Raw genomic sequence first — 22,606 nt, 5'->3', positions numbered from 1 at the left:
AATTGAAAACCACCTAGACGGCCTCCTTTTTGGGAGCGCCTATCCGTTGAAATTTGTATGAATTGAAATTTATCGAACTTGTGTTTTTATGCTGTCTTCCCTAAGATGAGCGCTGCTGACTTTCAGCGCTGAAAGTGGAGGACCAGTGAGCGCCAAGATCGTAACGGTATTCAATCAGAAAGGCGGATGCGGCAAGACCACGGTCAGCATGCACATCGCCGGAACCCTTGGTTTGCGGGGGAGTAAAACGCTGCTGGTCGATATGGACGAGCAAGGAACAGCCACACGGTGGGCCGCTCAAGCGCCCGAAGACAAGCCCTTTCCAGCTTCGGTGATCGGTTTAGCGCCGTCTGGCGGCGCCATGCACAGAGAGGTGCGCAAGTTTGTGGCGGACTACGATTACATCGTCGTCGATTGCCCTCCAGCGGTGCACTCGCCGTCTTCGTCAAGCGCGCTGCTGATCTCCGACATTGCGTTGATTCCCGTAGTGCCGTCGCCGCCGGATCTCTGGGCTGCCGTGGCCGCCAAAGCCCTCGCGCAGCAGGCCCAGGTAACCAACGAAACGCTGCGCATTCGCGTACTGGCGAATATGGTCCAGCGGCGGGTTTCGCTCGCGAAGCAAGCAATTGAAATTCTTGGTGATGATGGTGATATTCCTTTGATGGATTCCATGATCGGTTCGCGCTCTGCATTTCGGGAGTGTCAGGCGATCGGTGCGACGGTGCATGGTGTGTCGGGCGCCCGGGAAGCCATCAGTGAAGTCGACATCTTGATCGACGAGGTGTTGCAGTTGTTGCAGGAGGAACGTGTATGAGCGCGAAGTTGAAATCGCTCAAAGACGGCATGCTGGCCGGCATTGCCGCAGAGAAGACCAAGGCGACACCCGTTGATCGTTTTGCGCTAGCAGAAAAAGCGATTACATCGCACCCTCGCGGCCTGCTTGGCCAAGCTACCCCCGGCGCTGCTTTCAGCGCTGAAAGTCCCGTGCCCGCGAATACGTCTGAACGCCGGGTGATCAAGGTTCCGCTTGAACGGTTGCAGGAAAATCCGCTTAACGCCCGCCGCATCTACGATCCGCAGATCGTCCAGGAGCGGGCGGCGTCCATCGCTACGCATGGTCAGCAGACGCCAGGCTTGGCGGCGCCAGACCCGGCACGCCCAGGTTGGTATGTCCTGATCGACGGCCATTACCGGAAGCGTGCCTTGGCCGCCGCTGGGAAGGCCGAGATGGACTGCTTCATCGAGGACGGCCTGTCGGATATCGATTTCTATCGGCTGTCCTTCGTCTTGAACGAGCAGCGTTCCGGCCAATCCGTGTTGGACAACGCCATCGCTTGGCGGCAGCTGCTAGATGAAGGAAAAGTTAAAAAAGAAGAAGATATTTGCGAGATTACCGGCGTATCCGCAGGAACGGTCAACAAGACGTTGGCGCTGCTGAAACTGCCGGAGTCAGTGCTCGAAGTCATGAAGGAGCGACCGGCTGGTATCGGCATCGCGACCGGATACGAGCTGACGCTGTACTTCAAGAGCGCGGGCGAAGACCGTACGCGTGAGCTGGTACATCGCGTACTGGAAGAGGGGCTTTCAAGCCGCGACGTGGAGCAGATCCGCAAGGTGGCTCAAGAAGGGCGTACCCGCAAGGTGAAGGAAGTCAGCCGCCAATACAAGATTCGAAGCGCGGAAGGTGATCTTCTCGGCACAATCAAGGAGTGGGATTCCGGAAGAGTGATGCTTGATGTGAAGCTCGGAGATCGTGCCGCCCGGGAATCGCTGGTGGAAGCGCTGAAAAGCCGATTTGGCCTGGACGTCGCCCTACTGTAGATCCGCCGCAGATTTGTCCGCAAAAAGCGCCCCATGGGGCGCTTTTTTTTCGCCCTGATTTCGGACACGAGGGCCATATCGGCGCGTGGAGCGTACCCGTTTCTGCGCAGGCTCAGCGGTGTCCGGTGCACCCCATCGAAGGACTCGTTCCCCGGCCCGCCCGGCGCCGAAATGAGGGGGCTTGCCATTCAAAGGGGATGTTTATGCTTCACGATTGGACTGCAAGTACAACTGCGTAAAATGTAAATAATGATATGTAACGTACACTGCTTGAGGTTTTTAACCCTTGATGTACACTATATGGACACTCGATAGCCCCTATGGCACGCCCCGGTCTCTATTTCTCGGCTGAGCAGCAGCAACGAATCGTTGAAGCGATTCGACGGTTGGATATCGCCTTCCCGCACGACAACGCTGTGTTCCTGGATGAGGTGATCGAAGCCGTTCAGGCGGTGACGCGCCGTGTTTACGGCGTTCGGCGTTACGTGCAGTGGTTGGCGGAAGCCGGAGTACGCCGGCGTCCGAGCAATGCGACGTTACAGAAGGCGATCGACCGGGCGCAGGGGCGCGGGCCGGTTGCGCGAGGTGTCGCTGCGGATGCGGTTGAGCCTTGGCCGATCCCGTTGGCACACGCAGAAACGGGTACGCTTTCTGCGCGCGACGAACGCAACCGCATCGCCTCGCGCGCCATTGGCGCGCCCGGTGCGGGCGCCGAATGGATGGAAGCGCGCATCCGAGCCGAGGTGGCGGAGCGCGCGCTGGAACACGAAGCCGCGCGCAATCGTCAATTGCAGGCCGCCATGGCCGACTTGGAGCGGCGTCTCGGCGAAGCGCTTGCCACGGCGCCGGCCGTGCCGCCCAAGTTGACCGACGCGACCCTCGAGCGCCTGGAGCAGACCATGGAAACCGTGACCCGCCTGGAGGGCGCGGCCAGCGCGCTGGCGGGTACGGAGCGCTTTCTACGCTTGCAGAACGATGCGGTGCGCCAGCAGACGCAAAACGAAGCCGATCAACTGCGTCAGCGCATCCGAACCCTGGAAGCCGAGGTCGCGCAACTGAACGCCCAGATCGATGCCTATCGGCGCACGCCCGAGCGCACCGCGCCGGTCTCGCGCGGCTGGGTCAAGCCATCTTCCTGATTTTCGACACACTGTTAGCGGGTGCTTACTGGTCTGGCCGAGCGCGAGTTGGCTCAGAACGGCACGCAGAATTGGGTACGCTTTTCGACTTTCGGCGCTGAAAGTTGGTGCGACGGAGTTTCAACCCGTTGTAGGAAAGGTGCCGATGCAACGCCCACAACGTTGCGCGGGGCGCGCCAGATGGTGCTCCGTCAAAGGGTCGACCCCTTTTATTGTCGCTGGCATATGACTTGCTCATGACGCTACGTCTCACCAATGGAGTTGTCATGAACGAGAAGATCACCAAGGCCGTGTTTCCCGTGGCGGGACTCGGTACACGTTTTCTACCCGCCACCAAGGCCAGCCCGAAAGAGATGCTGCCGATCGTCGATAAACCGCTGATCCAATATGCGGTGGAAGAGGCTGCCGCCGCGGGTATCACGGAAATGATCTTCATCACGGGCCGCGCCAAGCGCGCTATCGAAGACCATTTCGACAAGGCTTACGAGCTTGAAACCGAACTGGCCGCCAAGAACAAGCAGGCGTTGCTGGAGATGGTGCAGTCGATCAAGCCGTCCGGCGTCGAGTGCTTTTATGTGCGTCAGCCGGAGACCCTGGGCCTCGGCCACGCCGTGCTCTGTGCGCAGAAACTGGTACGCGACGAACCCTTCGCCGTGATCCTGGCCGATGACTTGCTGGACAACCAGCCGCCCGTCATGCAGCAGATGACGGAGCTTTACGATCACTACCGGTGCTCCATCGTCGGCGTCGAAACGATTGCGCCGGAAGCCTCGCGGTCGTATGGGGTGGTTGCCGGCCGTGAATGGGATGACCGCCTCGTCAAGCTCGATGGCATCGTCGAAAAGCCGGCGCCGAAGGATGCGCCGTCGAACCTGGGCGTGGTCGGGCGCTACATTCTGACGCCGCGCATCTTCGATCATCTGCGCAATCTGAAGCCTGGCGCAGGCGGCGAATTGCAGTTGACGGACGCCATCCAGAGCCTGCTGGCCGAAGAGCAGATCCTGGCGTATCGCTACCGTGGTCAGCGGTTCGATTGCGGAAGCAAGTTCGGTTACCTGCAGGCGACGGTCGAGTTTGCGCTGCGCCACCCGGAAGTGCGTGCTGACTTTGAGGCGTATCTGCATGAGCGTCTGGGCCTGTCCCAAACGCATGAAGATGTGTCTGCCGAGATGGAGTCGTTGGTTCGCGACACCATTCCGCTGAGCGTGGCTGCCTGAGCTTCGTCCCTTTCAGAATCGGTCGTGCGGGTTTCCGCACAGGCCGCCCGGCCGATTCTGATAAACCGCACACCTCTCCGATCTCCCGTTGTTCGGTCAATTCCCCGCAAAGCCTGGTGCCATGGGCGTTTGTGGCGGGTCGACACGCCTGTTTTCTGCATGGAATGCTTCTTGAGTAAGAGCGACCACCCATAAACCGGCGGACCGCTTGGACGTCGCACACGCAGCTCCGTGTGCGAACTGTCACCAGCAAAGGCCGCCGCAACGCTCCAAGGAGACACCATGACGCAGCCTCAGGCTGGTGCGGTCACGGGCGACTTTTCGCCCGCGCAGGCCCCCACCAAAGACACTCCCGCAGACGTACGCCGTCGTCTGCGTTCCATCTTCTCCGGTTCGATTGGCAACCTTGTCGAGTGGTACGACTGGTATGTCTACTCGGCGTTTGCCCTGTACTTTGCCAAGTCGTTCTTCCCGAAGGGCGACCAGACCGCGCAGCTGCTCAATACGGCGGCGGTGTTTGCGGTCGGCTTTCTGGCGCGTCCGGTGGGCGGGTGGTTGATGGGTATCTACGCAGATCGCTACGGCCGCAAGCGCGCGCTGTTCTTCTCGGTGGTGCTCATGTGCGCGGGCTCGCTCATCATTGCGCTCACGCCGAGCTACGCGACCATCGGCGTGGCGGCACCCGTGCTGCTGGTGCTGGCGCGTCTGCTGCAAGGCTTGTCGGTCGGCGGAGAATACGGCACCTCGGCCACGTACCTGAGCGAAGTCGCCAACAAGGAAAACCGCGGCTTCTACTCGAGCTTCCAGTACGTCACGCTCATCGCCGGGCAACTGACGGCGCTGGCCCTGCTGATCGTGCTGCAGCAGTTCGTGCTGTCGCCGGCGCAGCTTGAGGCGTGGGGGTGGCGCATCCCGTTCTTCATCGGCGCGCTGTGTGCGTTGCTGGCAATGGTCATGCGCTCGCACATGGAGGAGACGCAATCCTTTACCGCCGCGAAGACAAACAAGAAGCGCGGCACGCTGTCGGAACTGGCCAAGCATCCGCGCGCCGTTGCAACGGTCGTGGGCCTGACGACGGGCGGTACGGTGGCGTTCTACACGTACTCGATCTACATGCAGAAGTTCCTGGCCAACACGGTGGGGCTGTCGAAGGACACGGCGACGCTGGTGTCTGGTGCCACGCTGCTGCTGTTCGCGATGCTGCAGCCGATCGTGGGCGGGCTGTCCGACCGCATTGGCCGCCGTCCGATCCTGATCGCGTTTGGCGTGCTGGGTACGCTGTTCACCGTGCCAATCATGACCGGCATCAGCCAGACCACCAACGTGTGGACGGCCTTTTTCCTCATCATGGCTGCGCTGGTGATTGTCTCCGGCTACACGTCGATCAACGCGGTGGTCAAGGCGGAGCTGTTCCCCGCGGAAGTGCGTGCGCTGGGCGTGGGCCTGCCGTATGCACTCACGGTGTCGATCTTCGGCGGCACGGCCGAGTACATCGCGCTGTGGCTCAAGCAGGCGGGTCACGAGTCGCTGTTCTACTGGTATGTGACGGGCACGATCTTCCTGTCGCTGTTGGTGTACGTGTTCATGCGCGATACTCGCGAGCATTCCCGCATCGAACATTGACCCCATGTCGCCAACTGACGGCCACGCAGACCTTGCCCACCCCGCACACGGGCGCGGCTGGCGCATGGCCGTCGCGCTGGCCATGGCGGCGTGCTGTGCGGCAGCGGGGTGGGGCGCTTACGCCATCGCCCTGCAGCGCTACGTTGCCACGCGCGCCGAAGAGGCGGGCCAGCGCACCACCTTCTACGCACAGAACCTGCGCAGCACGCTGGCCCGCTATGAATCATTGCCGAGGCTGGCGGCGCTGGAGCATGTGCTGCACGTCGCACTGCAAGAGAATCCCCAGGCTGGCGACGCTGTCATGCGCCGCGCAGCCAATGCCTATCTGAAGGAAGTGCAGGCGGCCACCGATCTGGCCGCTGCGCACCTGATCAATACGACCGGCCTCACGATTGCGGCCAGCAACTGGGATCTGCCGACCTCGTTCGTCGGCCAGAACTACGCATTCCGCCCGTACTTTGTTGAGGCCATGCGCGAAGGGCTGGGTCGCTTCTACGGCGTGGGCAATACCACCGGCGAGACGGGCTATTTCGTGGCCGCCCCCGTGCGCGAAGACAACAAGCCGATCGGCGTGGTCGTCGTGAAGGTCAACCTCGATGCATTCGAGGCCACGTTGTCGCGCAGCGGCGATACGGTGCTGCTCTTGGATCGGTACGGCGTGATCTTCCTGTCGTCCGTACCCGAGTGGAAATACCGCACACTCGGCACCTTGAGCGCGGACCAGCGCGCAGCACTCGACGCGACGCGCCAGTACGCCCCCCACAACCTCACGCCGCTCGGAACGCGCGACGGGCAAGCCGCAAGCGTACCCTTTTCTGCGGACCACCCGCCGCAGACCGTGCGCGTGGCGTTGCCCGGAAAATCGGCGTCGACGCTGCGTGTGCAGTACCGCCCGGTGGGCCTGCTCGGCTGGCAGGTCGCCGTGTTGATCGACCCGCGCGACGAGCAGCGTACCGCGCTGGTGGCCGGTGCAAGTGCCGCGTTTGCGATGGCGTTGATCTTCGCCGTACTCGTGGCTTTGCGCCTGCGTACGCGCCGGCGCGAAGAGCAGCACCGCGCGCGCGCCGCACTGCGCGAAGTCCAGCGTGATCTGGAAGCACGGATCGCGCAGCGCACTGCGGAGCTGACGTCCGCCAACACCGCGCTGGCCGGCAAGGTCGAAGCGCTCGATGCCGCGCAACGCATCCTGCGCGAAACGCGCGATGCTGCCGTGCAGGCCGGCAAGCTCGCCGTGCTCGGCCAGATGGCCGCCGGCATCACGCACGAACTGAACCAGCCGCTTACCGCGCTGACCACGCTCTCGGACAACGCCAACCAGCTTGCCGAGCGCGGCCGCATCGACGAAGTGCGCGGCAACCTCACGCACATCAGCCAGCTTGCCGAACGCATGGGCCGCATCGTTTCGCACATCAAGGCGTTCTCGCGCAAGGGCGATGCGGCACGCGCGGCTGTGTCGGTGGACGAAGCCATCCGCCAGGCGCTGATGCTGGTGGAAACGCGTCGCCGCCAGGTCGGCGTGACGGTGGTGACCGAACCCGTCCCAGCTGATCTTGCGGTCTGGGCCAACGCCGTGCGGCTTGAGCAGGTACTCGTCAACCTCATCCGCAATGCCATTGATGCCACCGCCGAGGGACCGGTCGCCGAATCGGCTACCGTGCGGGTGAGCGTCGAGCCCATCGAGAAATGGGTACGCATCACCGTGCGCGACTTCGGTCCGGGCATTTCCACTGATGTGCTGCCGCGCCTGTTCGAGCCGTTCTTCACCACCAAGGACGATGGTCAGGGCCTGGGGCTCGGGCTGGCGATTTCGCTGGCGATCATCGAAGACTTTGGCGGCCGGCTCGAAGGCCGCAATGCGGGTGACGATGCAGGTGGCGCAGAATTCATCATCGAGCTTGAACGCGTTGTGAAACCCACATGACTGAACACGGCACGCCAGACCCTTCCCCCATCGACCACGCGCCCGTCTTCCTGATCGAAGACGATGACGTCGTGCGCCTGGGCTGCGAGCAGGCACTCTCGCTGGCCGACGTGCCGGTGCAGTCCTTTGCCGACGCGGAAAGCGCGCTGGCCGCACTCGCCACGCAAACGCCGGCCGTGGTCGTCACCGACGTGCGCCTGCCCGGCCGCGACGGCCTGGCTGTGCTGCGCGAGATGCTGCGGCACGACCGCCAGTTGCCCGTCATCCTCATCACCGGTCATGGCGATGTGACGATGGCCGTGGCCGCCATGCGCGCGGGCGCATACGACTTCATGGAGAAGCCGTTCCACTCAGAGCGCCTCGTCGACGTGGTGCGGCGTGCGTTGGAGAAGCGCCGGCTCACGTCCGAAAACCTGCGTTTGCGTGAAGCGCTGCAGGGCCGGCAGGCGTACCCATTGATCGGCCAGAGCGCCGTCATGCAGAACGTACGCCGGCTCGTCACCGCGCTGGCACCGACCGATGCCGACATCCTCGTCACGGGCGAGACCGGCTCGGGCAAGGAAGTGCTCGCGCGCGCCATTCACGAAGGCAGCCGACGTCGCGGGCCGTTCGTCGCGCTCAATTGCGCGGCGCTGCCGGAGTCCGTGTTCGAGAGCGAGATGTTCGGCCACGAGGCGGGCGCTTTCACAGGTGCCAACCGCCGCCGCATCGGCAAGATGGAATATGCAGATGGCGGCACGCTGTTCCTGGATGAGATCGAATCGATGCCGCTGGCGCTGCAGGCCAAGCTGCTGCGTGCGCTGCAGGAACGCAGCATCGAACGGCTGGGCAGTAACGCGAGCGTGCCGGTCAATTGCCGTGTGGTGGCTGCCGCCAAGGTCGACTTGAAGGAGGCATCCGATCACGGGCAGTTCCGCGCGGACTTGTATTACCGCCTGAACGTCGTGTCGATTGCGCTGCCGGCGCTGCGCCAGCGTGCCGAAGACATTCCGCTGCTGATGGCCCACTTTCTGCAGCAGGCTGCGGTGCGCTACGAGCGTGCGGCGCCCGATTGGTCTGCGCAAGACATGATGCGCTGGCAGCACCACGACTGGCCCGGCAACGTGCGCGAACTGAAGAACGTGGCGGAGCGCTTTTGCCTCGGATTGGACGACGGCCTGGTGGTTTCAGAGGCGAGCCAGCATTCCCTGGCCGGCCGGATGATGGCGGTCGAACGCACCACCATCGAAGAAGCACTGCGCGCCACGGAGGGCAACGTTGCCCGTGCGGCCGACTTGCTCGCCGTGCCGCGCAAGACGCTATACGACAAGCTCAACCGGCACGGCATCGAGCCGGACAAGTTCCGCAGCAGTTAGCGCAGCGAGGATTCGCCGATCTTGCGGCCGCCTTGCGGAGGCCAGCACGTTGCTGCCAGCAGCACGGCGGCCACGGCGTAGATCGCTTCGGTCACCGCCAGGGGCAGCACATGTACCTGGTACAGCGCAGCGGGCAAGTCAGCCAGCGCATGCAGCAACACCGCCAGCACGACGATCACAAACCGCCGCTGCCGCACCGCGTGCCACACCACCAGCGTGAGCGTGAACTGGATCAGCATCGCCGCAATGCGCTCGCTCACCGCACCGAGCGCCAGCCACGGCGACAGCTGCGCCAGCATGGCATGGATGGTCCCGACCATGGCATCGGCACCGCTGGCCGCGAGGCGCGATTCCAGCTCGCCGCGGTTGCTGGCAATGCCGAACATCACCATCTGGGCCTGCGATGCCGCACCAACCAGCCAGGCTTCGATGCCCGCGTGACCGAGCGCATACGCCACCGGTGTGGCGGCACCCCCCGGCTTGCGCACGAGAAAACGCAGGCCGAGCCAGCGGCCGCTTTCCTCGAACAAGCCGGCCATCAGCGCGCCGTAGATGACGAACAGCACGGGCATGCGCAGCCAGTGCGCCGTGGTCGGGTTGAGCTGCAGCAGGTACAAATGCAGCGTGCGTTCCAGCACCAACGCAAACACCACAAACACCGCCGCGCCCACGCCGATGTCGCGCCATGCCAGGTCGAAGCGCCGCCGCAGCCAGAACCACGCTACGACGGGCACGCTTGCGATGAGCAAGGCCGCGATGGCGTGGGCAACAAGGGCAGGGATGGCGACGGTGAACATGGCGGATGGAGACAGTCGGGCAATCGAGTTGGCCGCATGCTACCTGAGCGTGCTGGCGCGAGTCTTGCGGGCCGATTGTTACAATACGTACCTGCGGCAGCAATGCCGCTTCTTGGCTTCTTGATATGGCAGGACGGACGGTCGTGAAACGCATGATGTGGCGGTGGATCTGGATATGCAGTGTCGGCGTGGGCGCCTTCGGCATGGCGGTGCCTGCCCAGGCTGCACGCTGGCACCAATACCTGACGACGACGTCCGTCGTGGCTTCCATCGATCGCACGTCGCTGCGCTCCAACCGTACCGGTCACAAAATTTTTCTGGCGCGCACGGTGCTCAAGCGCAGTGAACGCCGCGCCCATGGCGCCCATTACCGGCCCGGCACGATGATCCTCTCGCGCCAGGAGATCGACTGCCATCGCCAGCGCATCCGCCTGGTCGACTACGTGGTGCGCGGTCCCGACGGCGCCACGCTCGATACCGATACCGCAGCCGGCGCGCACTGGATGCGCATCCGCCCCGGTACGCTCGCGGCGCGCTCGGCCGCCTATGTCTGCGGCCGCCGTTAGACCCCGCGGCGACTCGACATTGACCGGCGGGCATAGCACTATGGTGTTTGCCCTCACACCACAACAAGACGCCGGCCGCGAGGGGCGCCGGCGCCAGCCGACCGTTTGATGAAACTGACCCTGAAGTCGCAGGCGGCCATCATGGCGACCGTCATCAGCGTGACGGTGGTGAGCGTGTTCGGCTGGTCGCAACGCGAGCCGATCCGCCGCGAGGTGATGGCGCAGATCAAGGCGCAGCAGACGGCCATGGTCAAGGAGTCGGCGGAAGACCTGAAGCAGCGGCTGGACACATACCTGGGCGTGCTCGAGCGCACTGCGCAGCAGATGCGCACCGTACACTTCGACACGCCGGCGCAAGAAGCGGCGTTCTACCGCTCCATCCAGCCGGCCAGCGGCCTGTTCGACGGCGTGTTCCTGGCCTCGGCTGACGGCAAGGTGACAGCCACCTCGCCGCACCGCGCGGGCGTGGTCGGCATCGACATTTCGGATCGGGATTACTTCAGGCAGGTCATGGTGGTTGACCAGCCGACCATCTCCGCACCGCTGCGCAACCGTGTGGGCGGCGAGCCCATCGTCATCATGGCCGCGCCCGTGCATGATCAGGATGGCAATCTCGTCGGGCTGATCGGCGCGTCGCTGTACCTGCTCAAGCCGAACTTTCTGGGCGACATGCGCGATATGCGCGTGGGCCAGACCGGCCATGTCTACCTGGCCACGCGCGGTGACAACCCCGTTTATATCGTCCACCCCCAGGCCGACAAGACGCTGGCGCCGCTCGATGCCGATCCGGCGGTGGCCGCAGCCTTTTACGCGAATCCGGACGCACTGCCTGATCGCGGTGGCGACGTGGTCACCACGCAAGACATCACCTCGGCCGGCTGGACCCTCGCTGCGGTGTTGCCCGGCGCCGAGGCCAACCGGCAGCTCTTCCTCATGCGCCAGCGTTTTCGCTGGTCGCTCCTGGTGCTGGCGGCGATGATCGGCGCATCGGTGTGGGCGGCGATGCTGTGGCTGTTGCGCCCGCTTGGCCGGTTGCATTCAGCCATGACGCAGCTTTCGGCCACGGACTTGCGCAACGCGCCTCCGCTCGAGCTGGGCAGTACCTCTGCGGAAATCGACGCAGTATCAACGGCGTTCCATAAGCTGATGGACGAGGTCGTCCGCCAGCGCGCCGAACTCGAAGCCGTCAACGATGCGTCGCCGCTCGGGTTGTTCCGCTCGGATGCGGAGGGGCGGACCGTCTATACCAACGAGGCGTATCGCCGGCTGCTCGGTGCAACGCATGAAGAGGCGCTGGCCGATGTGTGGCTCGCACGTCTGCATCCGGACGACCGGGATGCCACCATGGCCGGTTGGCGCGACGCGGTCGCACGCGGGGCCGGCTACAACGCCGAGCAGCACGTGATCGTGCCAGGCCTGGGTGAGCGATTGCTGGTGGTCACGACAGCGCCGGTGCGGGTGGACGGCGAGGTGGTCGGCCACGTTGGGGCGATGGAAGACATCACCGTGCGGGCGCGGGCGCAACAAGCCTCGCGCGTGCTGACCAAGATCCTCGACTCCACCACCGACTTCGTTGCGCAAAGCGACGTACAGGGCAACGTCACCTACATGAATCCGGCCGGCCGCCGCTTTGCCGGCATTGCGCCGGGTGCCAATCTCCAAGGCCTGACGGTTGCGGATTTCTACCCGCCCGAGACAATGGGCTGGCTGCGCGAGGTGGCCGTACCCGCAGCCTCGCGCGATGGCGTATGGATTGGCGAAACCACCGCGCGAGGTGCCGAGGGTCAGGTCGTGCCGATCAACCACATGATCATCGCGCACCGCGATCCTGCCGGGCGCATGGAGTATTTCTCGTCGGTCATGCGCGACATCACGCAGGACAAGGCCGCCAAGGAAGCGCTGCAGCGCAGCCGCGAAACGCTGCAGACCGTGACCGATGCGCTGCCCGCGCTGGTGGCCTTCATCGACACCGAGGAGCGCTTCCGCTTCCTGAATGCCGCCTACGAGAAAGCGTATGGACGATCGACCGTGAGCATGCTCGGGCAGACGCTGCGCGAAGTCGTGGGGGACGACGCTTACAGCAACCTCCGCGATGCGTTGCAGCGTGCGCTGGGCGGAGAGACGATGGTCTTCGAGCGCGAGACCGGGGCCCTCGATCAATACCGGTGTGAAGAGGTCAGCTACCTTCCGCAGTTCGACTCGCAAGGCCGCGTGGCGGGTGTGCATTCGGTCACGCTGGATATTACGGAGCGCAAGAAGCAGGAGCTGCGCCTGCGCGCGCTGACCACCACCGACCACCTCACCGGCCTGGCCAACCGTGCCGGCTTTGAAGCGCGTTTGCAGGGGGCGCTGGACCAGGCACGTGTGAATGGATCGACCGGAGCGCTCCTGCTGATCGATCTCGACCACTTCAAGGTGGTCAACGACACGCACGGGCACGCCGTTGGCGATGCGCTGCTGCGTACTTTCGCGCAGCGGCTGGCGCGTGCTGTGCGCCCGTATGACGGCGTGGCGCGTTTTGGCGGTGATGAGTTTGCCGTCATCCTGGAGCACCTGTCGCACCCGGGCGACGCAAAGACGGTTGCCGCGAATATCCTTGCCGCATGCAACAAGCCGTTTCGCCTGCGTGAGGCGATGGTGCAGGTGGGCGCGAGCATCGGTATCGCAACCTTCGACGCGCGTACGCTGGCGCAGAGCGTCGTCTTCGAAGCCGCCGACGAGGCGTTGTACGAAGCCAAATCGCGTGGCAAGGGCTTGTTTGTCAGCGCCGACGAGCTTCCGACGGGCTGATTTCGCAGTGCGGCAAGGCACGCAGAAACGGGTACGCTCCACGTCGATTTGACGGTATTGCGCAGGCAATGTTGCGCCGCAATGACCGCCCCCCAGGCCGGGCGGCGGACAATCCCCTATCGCACGGTCGTGCGCTTTCCGGTAAAGTCCCGCGACTGACTGCACGCGCCGGCCACCCCGGCGCGTCGCACAAGAGCGCTGTACCCATGGCGCCTTCGCTTCACACTCCGACGCACTTCCGGTGCACGCATGCCCGATCCGGCATCGCTCGCCCGGCAGGTCTTCCGCCGTTTCGCCAACGTTGTCTTGTCTTCGTGGCGCGAAACCCGGCAGGCGAGCGTCCGGACGCGATGCAGGGCGCATGCGGGGGGAGCGACGGTGTTGGGCCAGCGCATCTTCGAGACGCATCGCATTCAAGCAATCGCGACGGACAAACAAGGAGCAGGTTCGCATGCAAAAAATGATCAAACGGCTGCTGTTGACGGCAGTGGCTGCGGGGGCGGCAATCGCAACGGGCGCGGCAACTGCGGCCCAGGACATCAAGATCGGTGTGGCCGAAGCGCTGTCGGGCGGCGCAGCTCAGTACGGCGTGGCCATCCGCAACGGCTTCCAGTTGGCCGCTGATGAGATCAACGCCGCGGGCGGTATCAACGGCAGCAAGATCGCACTGGTGATCGAAGACGAGCAGGGCAAGAAGGAAGAAGCCATCAACGTCTTCAAGAAGCTGATCTTCCAGGACAAGGTGGCGATGGTGTTCGGCCCCACGCTGTCGAACTCGGCACAGGCGGCCGACCCGATCGCGCAGGCTTCCAAGACGGTCGCCTTTGGCACCTCCAACACCGCAGACGGCATCACCAGCATCGGCGATTTCGTCTTCCGCAATTCCGTGACCGAAGCCGACGTGCTGCCGGCAACGATCCAGACCGTTGTGAAGAAGGCCGGCGTGAAGAAGGTCGCCGTGCTGTACGGCAACGACGACGTCTTCACCAAGAGCGGGTACGACAACTTCAAGAAGGCGCTCGAAGACCTGAAGATTCCGGTGACAACCACCGAGACCTTCGCCAAGGGCGACGTCGACTTCAAGGCGCAACTCACGAAGATCAAGGCGACGAACCCGGATGCGATCGTGCTGTCGGCGCTGATTGCCGAAGGTGGTCCGATCATGGTGCAGGCGCGTCAGCTCGGCCTGAATGTGCCGGTCATCGGCGGCAATGGGATGAACTCGGTCAAGGTGTTCGACCTGGCCAAGGATAAGTCCGACAACCTGTGGGTGGGCAGCCCGTGGTCGATCGAGAACCACACGGCCGAGAACAGCAAGTTCATCACCGCCTACACCGCCAAGTACAAGGCCGCGCCGGATCAGTTTGCGGCGCAGGCGTATGACGCCATGTACATCGCGAGCAAGGCGCTGAAGACGGTCAAGTTCAGCGGCAACCTCGAAGCCGATCGCAAGGCAATCCGCGATGCGCTGCCGGCAGTCAAGCACGTTGGCGCGACCGGTGCATTTGCGTTCCGCCAGGTGACGGCACGTGGCAAGCCGGCTGGCTATGACGCCGTGCAGACGCCGATCGTGAGCGTGACCAAGAACGGCAAGTACACCATCGAGAAGTAATCTTCGGTTCTCGTTGAAACCCTTTGAACGAGACAGGCGGGGCGTAGCTAAACCTACGCCCCATCGCTTTTTTTGCGGCTGCTTTGGTGACTGCTTTGGTCCCCTTCGGCCGCACCTCACTCTGATTCATCATGCTGGAACAGCAACTCGTTAATGCGCTGTCGCTCGGCTGCGTGTATGCGTTGTTCGCCCTGGGGTTCACGCTGGTTTTCGGCGTCCTGGGCGTGATCAACCTGTCGCACGGCGCGGTCTTCATGCTCGGTGCCTATGCGGCGCTGCAGGTCGTCCTCCACTTCGATCTGCCGCTATGGGCGGCGCTGGCCGTCGGTTTTGCCGTGAGTGGCGTGGCCGGCCTCATCATCGATGTGCTGCTGCTGCGCCCGCTGCGCCGGCGCAACGCGCCGCACCTGATCCCGATGATCGGGACCATCGGTGCGGGCATCGCCATCAATAACGCCATGCAGGGCGTGTTCGGGGCGGAGAACCTGCGCTTCCCGGCCGGGCTCGTGTCTGACGCCTCGCTGGACCTGGGCGGCATTCATCTCACGCCGCTCGAACTGAGCATCATCGTGCTGTCGTTCGTGCTGATGGGCGCGCTCATGCTGCTGCTCAAGCGCACGCAACTCGGCCGCGCGCTGCGCGCGATCGCAGAGTCGCCGAAGGCGGCGGCGCTGCTCGGCATCAATGTCGAAGGGCTGTTCCTGCTGACCTCGTTTGCCGCCGCAGCGCTGGGCGGGTTGTCGGGCGTGCTGATCGGCCTGTACTCCAACGCCGTGTTCCCGTTGATGGGCCAGCCGATGCTGCACAAGGGCATCGCGGTCATCATCCTGGGTGGCCTGGGCGATATTCGCGGCGCAATGTTGGGCGGCCTGTTCCTCGGTTTTGCCGAAGTGCTGTCGGTGGCCTACATCGGCTCGACCATGCGCGACGCGGTGGCGTTCGGCTTGCTGTTCCTGATCCTGCTGGTGCGGCCGCAAGGCCTGTTCGGCAAGGTGCTGGAACGCAAGGCATAAGGAGACCGACGACATGGAATGGTTCGACAACTTCTGGTCGGTCTACAGCAACCTGGTGCTCACGCTGGGCATCAATGCGTTGCTGGCGCTGTCCATTTACCTGACGCTGTCGTGCGGCCTGCTGGCGATGGCGAATGCGGCCTTCATGGGCATCGGCGCCTACACGGCGGCGCTGCTGACGATGAATGCCGAGATGCCGTTTTCGGTCGCCCTGCTGGGCGGCATGGTGGCACCGGCCGTGGTGGCCGTTGTCATCGGCCGGCCGACGCTGCGTCTTTCCGGCGTGTATCTGGCCATGGCCACGCTTGGTTTTGGCGAAGTCGTGCGCGTGCTGATCCTGAACACCGAAGACTGGACCGGCGGCGCGCTGGGCCTGAACGGCATTCCGCAGCTGACTGAGTGGTGGCACGTGGCGCTGGCCGTATTGGCGACGCTGTTCGTGCTGGCGCGCATGCGTCGGTCGAAGGTTGGCCGCGCTTTCGAGGCCATCAAGGAAGACGAAACCGCTGCTGGCCTCATGGGCATCAACGTGGCCGGCACCAAGCTGCTGGCGTTCACGCTGGGTGCGGCCATCGCCGGGCTCGCGGGTGCACTCAATGCGCATCTGACGTTCTTCATCGGCCCGAACGAGTTCGGTTTTGATCGCGGCGTGGAGATTCTCACGATGACGATCCTCGGCGGCACCAACGGCCTGACGGGCCCGGTGCTCGGCAGCCTGATCCTGTCGCTGCTGCCCGAGTTGCTGCGTGCGTTCAAGGATTTCCGCCTGGTCGTGAACGGCGTGATCCTGATGGTGATCGTGCTGTTCCTGCCCAAGGGCATCTGGGATCCGGCGCGTTTCGCGCGCTGGTTCGGCATCAAGCGCGGCGGCACCATGCCGGGCACGGGCAACACCCCGGCCGCTTCCAATGAATCGCACTGAGGCCGCCATGCTGAAACTCACCTCCATTTCCAAGCGCTTTGGCGGCCTGTCGGTGCTGCAGGACGTCAACATTGAAGTGCCGCAAGGCACCATCTTCGGCTTGATCGGCCCGAACGGCGCCGGCAAGACGACCGTCTTCAACCTGATCACCGGCCTGCTGGCACCCACGGGCGGCTCGCTGACGTTCAACGGCGAAAATCTTGTCGGCAAGAAGCCGCACCAGATCACGCAGATGGGCATCGCACGCACGTTCCAGAACATCCGCATCTTCAAGGAGATGACGCTGCTGGAGAACGTCGTGGTGGGCATGCACCGGCATCTGGACTACGGGGCACCAGGCCTGCTGCTGTCGCTGCCCAAGTACCGCGCTGCCGAGCGCCGCGCGCGCGACCGTGCGCTGGAGCTGCTCTCGTGGGTCAAGCTCGACCACAAGGCGCACGACATTGCCGACAACCTCTCGTACGGCGACCAGCGCAAGCTCGAACTCGCGCGGGCGCTGGCCACCGAACCCAAGCTGCTGTTGCTCGACGAGCCCGTCGCCGGTATGAACACCGGCGAGAAGGTCGACCTGATGGCCGAGATCGAGAACATCAAGGCGCGCGGCTACACGATCTTCATGATCGAGCACGACATGCGCTTCGTGATGGGCTTGTGCGAGCGCATCGCGGTGCTCAACTTCGGCCGCATCATCGCCGAAGGGCCGCCCGAGGCGATCCGCAATGACCCGCAAGTCATCGAGGCGTACCTGGGCCGCGATGACGACGATGACGCGAACGGCGATGCCGCGCAGAAGGAGACGGCATGACCACGTTGCTGGAAGTCAAGGGGCTGGATGTGTCGTACGGGCACATCGCAGCCGTCAAGGGCATCGACTTTGCGCTCAAGGCCGGCGAGATCACCTCGCTGGTGGGCGCAAACGGTGCGGGCAAATCGACCACGCTGCTGGCGCTCTCGGGCCTGATCCCGAAGTCGCAGGGTGATGTGCGCGGCCAGATCCTGTTCGAGGGCGAAGACGTTACGCAGTGGTCTGCTCACAAGCGTGTGGAGCGGGGCATCGTGCAGGTGGCCGAAGGGCGCGCCACGCTCACCACGATGACGGTGCGCGAAAACCTGGAGCTGGGCGCCTACACGCGCAAGGACAAAGGCCAGATCGCCTCGGACCTGGAGCGCGTGTTCCACCTGTTCCCGCGCCTGAAGGAACGCATCGACGGTCTGGCGGGCAACCTGTCGGGCGGCGAGCAGCAGATGCTGGCCATTGGTCGCGCGCTGATGGCTCGCCCGCGCGTGCTGCTGCTGGATGAACCCTCGATGGGCCTCGCGCCGATCATCGTGCAGGAAATCTTCCGCATCCTGCGCACCATCAATGCCGAGGGTCTGACGATTTTCCTGGTCGAGCAGAATGTGCGTCAGGCGTTGAAGATCGCGCAGCACGGCTACGTATTGGAAACCGGCGAGATCGTGCTGGCTGACAGCGGCAAAAACCTGTTGGGCAATCCACGCGTGCTCGAAGCCTACCTGGGCGGCTGAGCGTTCCGAACACGCCTCGGCATGCAATATTGCCGAGGCGTAAGAACCGCATATCCATTGGGTTTGCGGTTCATTTTCATCCAAAAGCGTACCCGTTTCTGCGTACGTTCAAATCCCTGCCAAGACGTGGCGCTGTGCGTCGAACAGCGCGATCAATGCGTCGGCCACGGCCCGCACGCGCGGTGATCGTCGAACGTCGGGGTGGATCACCAACCAGATTTCTCGATGCAATGCAGGGTCGTCGATGGGCAATCGGCGCAAAAGCGTACCCGTTTCTGCGGGCGCGCCAAGCAGGTGAGGCAGCGCCGCGACACCCAGTCCGGCCAGCGCCGCCTGATGCATTGCGGCCAAATCGCTGCAGCGTAAGACCACGCGACGTTCGCCTGCGTAGTTGTCCAGCCAGCGCTGTTGCGGGACGTGGCGGAGGTTTTCGTCGTAGCCGATGAATTCCCATTCGGCTTCGGGGCGTGCGAGTACTTCTGCGGTGGCGTACAGGCCGTAGCCGAGGTCGCCCAATGGCCGTGTCGCCAAGGTCGATGACGTCGGACGCGACAAGCGCACCGCCAAGTCGGCTTCGTGCGCCATCAGGTTGGCGTTGCGCTTTTCGCCCAGCAGCACGAGGTCGATGCCGGGCCATTGCCGGCGCAGTGTCGCCAGGTTTGGCGCAATGATGTGGCTGGCCACCGTGGGTGGCGCGGAGATACGCACCGTCCCGCGCAAGCTGCCCGCGCCCGCTGCCGCACGCGCAAAGCCGGCGGCTTCCTGCTCCATGCGCTCAGCGCGCTCGGCCAGTGCGTTGCCTTCAGCGGTCAGGCGCCAGCCGCGCGGCAGGCGGTCGAACAGGCGCACGCCCAACGATTGCTCCAAGGCATCGGCACGCCGCGCTACCGTGGTGTGTTCCACCGCCAGCCGCCGCGCAGCAGCTGACAAGCTGCCCTCGCGCGCCAGCACGAGAAAGTAGCGCACGTCATCCCACTGCAAGGAAGAGGAAGGTTCGGCCGCCGCCGCACGCGCCGGGGCGCGCGCATTTTTTGGCCAACCTGGGCTTTTTTGCACAGAAGCTGATCGGTTTTTGTGAATTCCCGGGTGATTCTGAACGGATTACGCTTCTTTCACAACGTGACGAACGCAGTACCCGTCATCCACCAAACCGAAAAGCGTACCTATTTCTGCGAGGACTTTTGTCATGCATGCCAAGGTGATCCAACTGCGCGAACCCGGACCGGCATTGGGCTTGCGGCCCGCCAGCCTGATGTTGGCGCCGCCTGCGCCGAACGCGTTGACGGTGCGGCACACGGCCATCGGCGTGAACTTTGTCGACGTGTATCACCGTGTCGGGCTGTACCCGGTGCCGGCATTCCCAGCGGTGCTCGGGGTGGAGGGCGTTGGCGTGGTGGAAGCGATGGGGTCGGAAGTGCGCGGCTTTGTCGTTGGACAGCGCGTGGCCTGGGCCGGCCTGATGGACGGCGCACCCGGCGGCTACGCCAGCCACCGCAACATCCCGGCCGAACGGGCGATTGCCTTGCCCGATGCGCTGGATGACGAAACCGTGGCAGCCACGTTGGTCCGCGGCATCACTGCACACATGCTGCTGACGCGGGTACGGCAGACGCGCGCCGGCGATACGCTGCTCGTACACGCTGCAGCCGGCGGCCTGGGCGTGTTGCTGGTGCAGTGGGCCAAGCGCCAGGGTGCGCGTGTGATCGGCACGGTTGGCAGCGAAGCCAAGGCCGCCGTCGCGCTGGGCCACGGCGCAGACCACGTTGTGCTGCATCGCCAGCAGGATGTGCGCGAAGCCGTGCTGCAACTCACCGGCGGAGAAGGCGTCGACTACGTGATCGACGGCATTGGCGGCGCGATGCTGCAGACCTCGTTGGCAGTGACACGGCCGTTCGGCATGGTGGCGAGCATCGGACAAGCAGGCGATGTCGGCAACGCCCAAACGGATGTCGTCGATCTTGCGGCGCTTGGACCGTCGCGCTCCATCGCGCTGGCGCGGCCGGGCGTATTCCGCTACATGGCCGAACTGTCGAACTACCGAACTGGAGCGCAGGCGGCATTGCAACGCATGCTGGATGGCGTGCGCGTGCCGGTGGGCGGTACCTATGCGTTGGAAGATGCGGCCGCCGCGCACGCCGCGCTGGAAGCCGCACAGACCTCAGGGGCGTTGCTCTTGCGCCCTTGAGAACCCCGCGCGCCGAAGGGTTTCCGTACAAAGCGTACCCATTTCTGCGGGACACTCAGCATCGTTGCTTCACGCTGCCAGGTCTCGCGTTTCGAAGGTTTGACCTCATCCCACAAGGAGCCATCGCATGCTGTACCTGATTCTTTTCAACTACACCGCACCGCTCGAAGCACTCGATCGGGTGCTGCCTGCGCACCGCGCGCATCTGGACGCGCACTATGCGAGCGGCCACTTCCTGATGTCGGGGCCGTTCTTCCCGCGTGAGGGCGGTGGCATCCTGGCGCGTGCCGAATCCCGCGAAGAGATCGACGACATCGTCGCGCGCGACCCTTTCGTCATCGAAAACCTCGTGCAGGCGCGCGTCATTGCCTGGGGCCCGAATCGTCGGAGTGCTGATACACCGCAGGCGTGGTTGCCAGACGCCCTGGTCGCGACGTCGACTTAAAACCGGTGCGGCGCCACCGCTATCATGTCGGCTTGTCCTTGCGCGAACCGACATGACCGACACGCCGCCGCCTCAATCTGAAGTGCCGCGCCAGCCATGGTGGCGGCGCGCGACTGCCCGGCTGCCGTTCGGTCGCGAGCATCTGGTGTTCGTGATCGCCGGGGTGATCGGCTGCGCAGGCGCCTTGTCGACGATCCTGTTTCGCGAATGCCTGCGTCTACTGCAATGGTGGCTTTCGGGTACGGACCAGGGTTTGGTGGCCACGGCACGCGCGCTGCCGTGGTGGGCGCGTCTGTTGGTGCCGACGGTGGGTGGACTGCTGGCAGGCATCACCTTGCAGGTGGGCCTGAAGTGGATCCCCCGAAAAGGCTCGGAAGACTATATGGAAGCCATTGCCGTGGGCCATGGCGTGCTCAGCGCGCGCCAGAGCCTGGTGCGCAGTGCGTCGTCGTTGTGCTCGGTGGCCAGCGGCGCGTCGATCGGGCGCGAAGGGCCGATGGTGCAACTGGCGGCAATGTGCGGCTCGCTGGTCGGCCGGGTACTGCGGCGCTGGACGCCCGTGCCGGTCGAGCAACTGCGTCTGCTGGTCGCCTGCGGTGCGGCCGCTGGCATCACCTCTGCCTACAACGCGCCCATCTCGGGCGCCGTGTTTGTCTGTGAAATCGTGTTCGGCGTCATCACCACGGCAACGCTCGGGCCGCTGCTGGTGGCGGCTGTCACCGCCGATATCGTGGTGCGCCAGTTCTTCGGGTACGGGGCGGTCTACGAGATGCCGCACTTCGATTTCGTCTCCGGCTGGGAAGTGCTGACGTATCTGGGCCTTGGTTTGGCGGCGGGGATGGTGGGGCCGTTGCTGCTGGGGCTGATCGACCGCGCGCGTGATGCGTTTGCACAGACCAAGCTGCCGCTCACGCTGCGATTGGCGGCCGGCGGGTTGATTGTCGGTGCGCTGTCCACGGGCGTGCCCGAGGTCTGGGGCAACGGCTACAGCGTGGTCAACAGCTTTCTGCACGAGCCGTGGCTCTGGCAGACGGTGGCGCTGGTGCTGATCTGCAAGGTGGTGGCGACGGCGTCGAGCGCGGGCTCTGGCGCGGTGGGTGGCGTGTTCACACCCACGCTGTTCTGTGGCGCCGCGCTCGGTTTGCTGTACGGCACGGGCATGCACGCGCTGCTGCCGGGTGCTGCGCCGGTGCCGGTCAGCTACGCGGTGGTCGGTATGGGTGCGCTGCTGGCAGCCACCACCTATGCGCCGCTCATGTCGATCCTGATGATCTTCGAGATGACGCTGTCGTATCAGGTGGTGCTGCCGCTCATGTTGGCCTGCATTACCGGCTATGTGACGGCACATGCAGCCGGTGCGCCGTCGGTGTATGCGCGTGCGCTGGCGCGCAACCGTGCAGATGCCGGCGACGATGCGCAGCACCTTCCATCGCCCTCACCGGGCACGCAGAAATAGGTACGCTTTGCTGATTGGGGAGGCGCCTGACCACAGATATTCCTTGGGGACAAGCTTGCCAAGTCAGCCAAATCCAAGGAAAAGCGCTCTATAAGCCTCTCTGAATTGTGCGTTTCCGGGAACTTTCAGGAGTTTTTTGCGACATTTTGTTGCTGTTGCGAATCGTTATCATTTATATTTGCGTCCGCAATTCGTAGTGCGCTCTCGTGCACGGCGG

General features: G+C 64.1%; 19 protein-coding genes. 17 read left to right on the top strand and 2 right to left on the bottom strand.

Features of this window, described 5'->3' with window-relative positions; genetic code table 11:
• Positions 1-145: 145 nt before the first annotated feature.
• The 7 genes from ACU8YE_RS16400 (at position 146) to ACU8YE_RS16370 (ending at position 9,076) form a co-directional block, all read left to right on the top strand.
• Complete coding sequence (locus ACU8YE_RS16400) at positions 146-814, top strand: ParA family protein (RefSeq protein ID WP_316668838.1); 669 nt, start codon at positions 146-148, stop codon at positions 812-814.
• Positions 811-1,821, top strand: a complete 1,011-nt coding sequence (locus ACU8YE_RS16395; RefSeq protein WP_260801112.1) for a ParB/RepB/Spo0J family partition protein — start codon at positions 811-813, stop codon at positions 1,819-1,821. Before ACU8YE_RS16400 ends, ACU8YE_RS16395 begins: the two co-directional genes overlap by 4 nt.
• Positions 1,822-2,141: 320 nt before the next feature.
• Positions 2,142-2,960 (top strand): DNA-binding protein, encoded by an 819-nt coding sequence (locus tag ACU8YE_RS16390; RefSeq protein WP_446929178.1) that lies wholly within the window; start codon positions 2,142-2,144, stop codon positions 2,958-2,960.
• 266 nt (positions 2,961-3,226) lie between these two features.
• Complete coding sequence (galU, locus tag ACU8YE_RS16385; RefSeq protein ID WP_232038814.1) at positions 3,227-4,177, top strand: UTP--glucose-1-phosphate uridylyltransferase GalU; 951 nt, start codon at positions 3,227-3,229, stop codon at positions 4,175-4,177.
• A 282-nt stretch (positions 4,178-4,459) separates the two neighbouring features.
• Entirely contained in the window at positions 4,460-5,800 is a 1,341-nt protein-coding gene (locus ACU8YE_RS16380; protein WP_232038813.1) for an MFS transporter, read from the top strand.
• Positions 5,801-5,804: 4 nt separating this feature from the next.
• Positions 5,805-7,721: a sensor histidine kinase gene (locus ACU8YE_RS16375; protein WP_446929177.1), complete on the top strand. Its 1,917-nt coding sequence runs from the start codon at positions 5,805-5,807 to the stop codon at positions 7,719-7,721.
• Positions 7,718-9,076: a sigma-54-dependent transcriptional regulator gene (locus ACU8YE_RS16370; RefSeq protein WP_446929176.1), complete on the top strand. Its 1,359-nt coding sequence runs from the start codon at positions 7,718-7,720 to the stop codon at positions 9,074-9,076. Before ACU8YE_RS16375 ends, ACU8YE_RS16370 begins: the two co-directional genes overlap by 4 nt.
• Here ACU8YE_RS16370 and ACU8YE_RS16365 read toward each other — a convergent pair.
• Positions 9,073-9,873 (bottom strand): YhfC family intramembrane metalloprotease, encoded by an 801-nt coding sequence (locus tag ACU8YE_RS16365; protein WP_232038810.1) that lies wholly within the window; start codon positions 9,871-9,873, stop codon positions 9,073-9,075. The genes ACU8YE_RS16370 and ACU8YE_RS16365 overlap by 4 nt on opposite strands.
• Positions 9,874-9,998: 125 nt before the next feature.
• On the opposite strand from ACU8YE_RS16365, the gene ACU8YE_RS16360 reads away from it, so the two are divergent.
• The 7 genes from ACU8YE_RS16360 to ACU8YE_RS16330 all read left to right on the top strand — a co-directional run bounded on the left by ACU8YE_RS16360 (position 9,999) and on the right by ACU8YE_RS16330 (position 18,303).
• Positions 9,999-10,439, top strand: a complete 441-nt coding sequence (locus tag ACU8YE_RS16360; protein ID WP_232038809.1) for a surface-adhesin E family protein — start codon at positions 9,999-10,001, stop codon at positions 10,437-10,439.
• A 108-nt stretch (positions 10,440-10,547) separates the two neighbouring features.
• Positions 10,548-13,229, top strand: coding sequence for a diguanylate cyclase domain-containing protein (locus tag ACU8YE_RS16355; RefSeq protein ID WP_322018206.1), 2,682 nt, complete (start codon positions 10,548-10,550; stop codon positions 13,227-13,229).
• A 451-nt stretch (positions 13,230-13,680) separates the two neighbouring features.
• Positions 13,681-14,841, top strand: coding sequence for an ABC transporter substrate-binding protein (locus ACU8YE_RS16350; protein WP_232038807.1), 1,161 nt, complete (start codon positions 13,681-13,683; stop codon positions 14,839-14,841).
• Positions 14,842-14,972: 131 nt separating this feature from the next.
• The gene (locus ACU8YE_RS16345; protein WP_446929175.1) at positions 14,973-15,854 is read left to right on the top strand and encodes a branched-chain amino acid ABC transporter permease; all 882 of its coding nucleotides are present in this window, start codon (positions 14,973-14,975) and stop codon (positions 15,852-15,854) included.
• Positions 15,855-15,867: 13 nt separating this feature from the next.
• Positions 15,868-16,776 carry a branched-chain amino acid ABC transporter permease gene (locus tag ACU8YE_RS16340; RefSeq protein ID WP_232038805.1) on the top strand — a complete coding sequence of 303 codons (909 nt, stop codon included), beginning with the start codon at positions 15,868-15,870 and terminating at the stop codon, positions 16,774-16,776.
• 7 nt (positions 16,777-16,783) lie between these two features.
• Positions 16,784-17,581 (top strand): ABC transporter ATP-binding protein, encoded by a 798-nt coding sequence (locus tag ACU8YE_RS16335; RefSeq protein WP_232038804.1) that lies wholly within the window; start codon positions 16,784-16,786, stop codon positions 17,579-17,581.
• Positions 17,578-18,303, top strand: coding sequence for an ABC transporter ATP-binding protein (locus ACU8YE_RS16330; RefSeq protein ID WP_004632384.1), 726 nt, complete (start codon positions 17,578-17,580; stop codon positions 18,301-18,303). Before ACU8YE_RS16335 ends, ACU8YE_RS16330 begins: the two co-directional genes overlap by 4 nt.
• A 108-nt stretch (positions 18,304-18,411) precedes the next feature.
• Here ACU8YE_RS16330 and ACU8YE_RS16325 read toward each other — a convergent pair whose 3' ends face one another.
• Positions 18,412-19,284 carry a LysR family transcriptional regulator gene (locus tag ACU8YE_RS16325; protein ID WP_232038803.1) on the bottom strand — a complete coding sequence of 291 codons (873 nt, stop codon included), beginning with the start codon at positions 19,282-19,284 and terminating at the stop codon, positions 18,412-18,414.
• A gap of 205 nt (positions 19,285-19,489) precedes the next feature.
• Here ACU8YE_RS16325 and ACU8YE_RS16320 point away from each other — a divergent pair, with 205 nt between their 5' ends.
• From ACU8YE_RS16320 to ACU8YE_RS16310, 3 genes are all read left to right on the top strand, one after another.
• The gene (locus tag ACU8YE_RS16320) at positions 19,490-20,488 is read left to right on the top strand and encodes a zinc-binding dehydrogenase (RefSeq protein ID WP_433867618.1); all 999 of its coding nucleotides are present in this window, start codon (positions 19,490-19,492) and stop codon (positions 20,486-20,488) included.
• A 127-nt stretch (positions 20,489-20,615) separates the two neighbouring features.
• Positions 20,616-20,933 carry a YciI family protein gene (locus tag ACU8YE_RS16315; RefSeq protein ID WP_232038801.1) on the top strand — a complete coding sequence of 106 codons (318 nt, stop codon included), beginning with the start codon at positions 20,616-20,618 and terminating at the stop codon, positions 20,931-20,933.
• Positions 20,934-20,985: 52 nt separating this feature from the next.
• Entirely contained in the window at positions 20,986-22,389 is a 1,404-nt protein-coding gene (locus ACU8YE_RS16310) for a ClcB-like voltage-gated chloride channel protein (protein WP_446929174.1), read from the top strand.
• Positions 22,390-22,606: the final 217 nt, after the last annotated feature.

The sequence above is a fragment of the Ralstonia sp. VS2407 genome (assembly GCF_052950655.1).
This window is presented reverse-complemented; position numbering and strand designations above follow the sequence as displayed.

Coding starts and splice junctions, on each gene's coding strand:
- ACU8YE_RS16335 (WP_232038804.1), top strand. CDS start 16,784: ATGCTGAAACTCACCTCCATTTCCAAGCGCTTTGGCGGCCTGTCGGTG.
- ACU8YE_RS16345 (WP_446929175.1), top strand. CDS start 14,973: ATGCTGGAACAGCAACTCGTTAATGCGCTGTCGCTCGGCTGCGTGTAT.
- ACU8YE_RS16330 (WP_004632384.1), top strand. CDS start 17,578: ATGACCACGTTGCTGGAAGTCAAGGGGCTGGATGTGTCGTACGGGCAC.
- ACU8YE_RS16350 (WP_232038807.1), top strand. CDS start 13,681: ATGCAAAAAATGATCAAACGGCTGCTGTTGACGGCAGTGGCTGCGGGG.
- ACU8YE_RS16380 (WP_232038813.1), top strand. CDS start 4,460: ATGACGCAGCCTCAGGCTGGTGCGGTCACGGGCGACTTTTCGCCCGCG.
- ACU8YE_RS16360 (WP_232038809.1), top strand. CDS start 9,999: ATGGCAGGACGGACGGTCGTGAAACGCATGATGTGGCGGTGGATCTGG.
- ACU8YE_RS16320 (WP_433867618.1), top strand. CDS start 19,490: ATGCATGCCAAGGTGATCCAACTGCGCGAACCCGGACCGGCATTGGGC.
- ACU8YE_RS16390 (WP_446929178.1), top strand. CDS start 2,142: ATGGCACGCCCCGGTCTCTATTTCTCGGCTGAGCAGCAGCAACGAATC.
- ACU8YE_RS16365 (WP_232038810.1), bottom strand. CDS start 9,873: ATGTTCACCGTCGCCATCCCTGCCCTTGTTGCCCACGCCATCGCGGCC.
- ACU8YE_RS16340 (WP_232038805.1), top strand. CDS start 15,868: ATGGAATGGTTCGACAACTTCTGGTCGGTCTACAGCAACCTGGTGCTC.
- ACU8YE_RS16355 (WP_322018206.1), top strand. CDS start 10,548: ATGAAACTGACCCTGAAGTCGCAGGCGGCCATCATGGCGACCGTCATC.
- galU (WP_232038814.1), top strand. CDS start 3,227: ATGAACGAGAAGATCACCAAGGCCGTGTTTCCCGTGGCGGGACTCGGT.
- ACU8YE_RS16370 (WP_446929176.1), top strand. CDS start 7,718: ATGACTGAACACGGCACGCCAGACCCTTCCCCCATCGACCACGCGCCC.
- ACU8YE_RS16310 (WP_446929174.1), top strand. CDS start 20,986: ATGACCGACACGCCGCCGCCTCAATCTGAAGTGCCGCGCCAGCCATGG.
- ACU8YE_RS16375 (WP_446929177.1), top strand. CDS start 5,805: ATGTCGCCAACTGACGGCCACGCAGACCTTGCCCACCCCGCACACGGG.
- ACU8YE_RS16315 (WP_232038801.1), top strand. CDS start 20,616: ATGCTGTACCTGATTCTTTTCAACTACACCGCACCGCTCGAAGCACTC.
- ACU8YE_RS16395 (WP_260801112.1), top strand. CDS start 811: ATGAGCGCGAAGTTGAAATCGCTCAAAGACGGCATGCTGGCCGGCATT.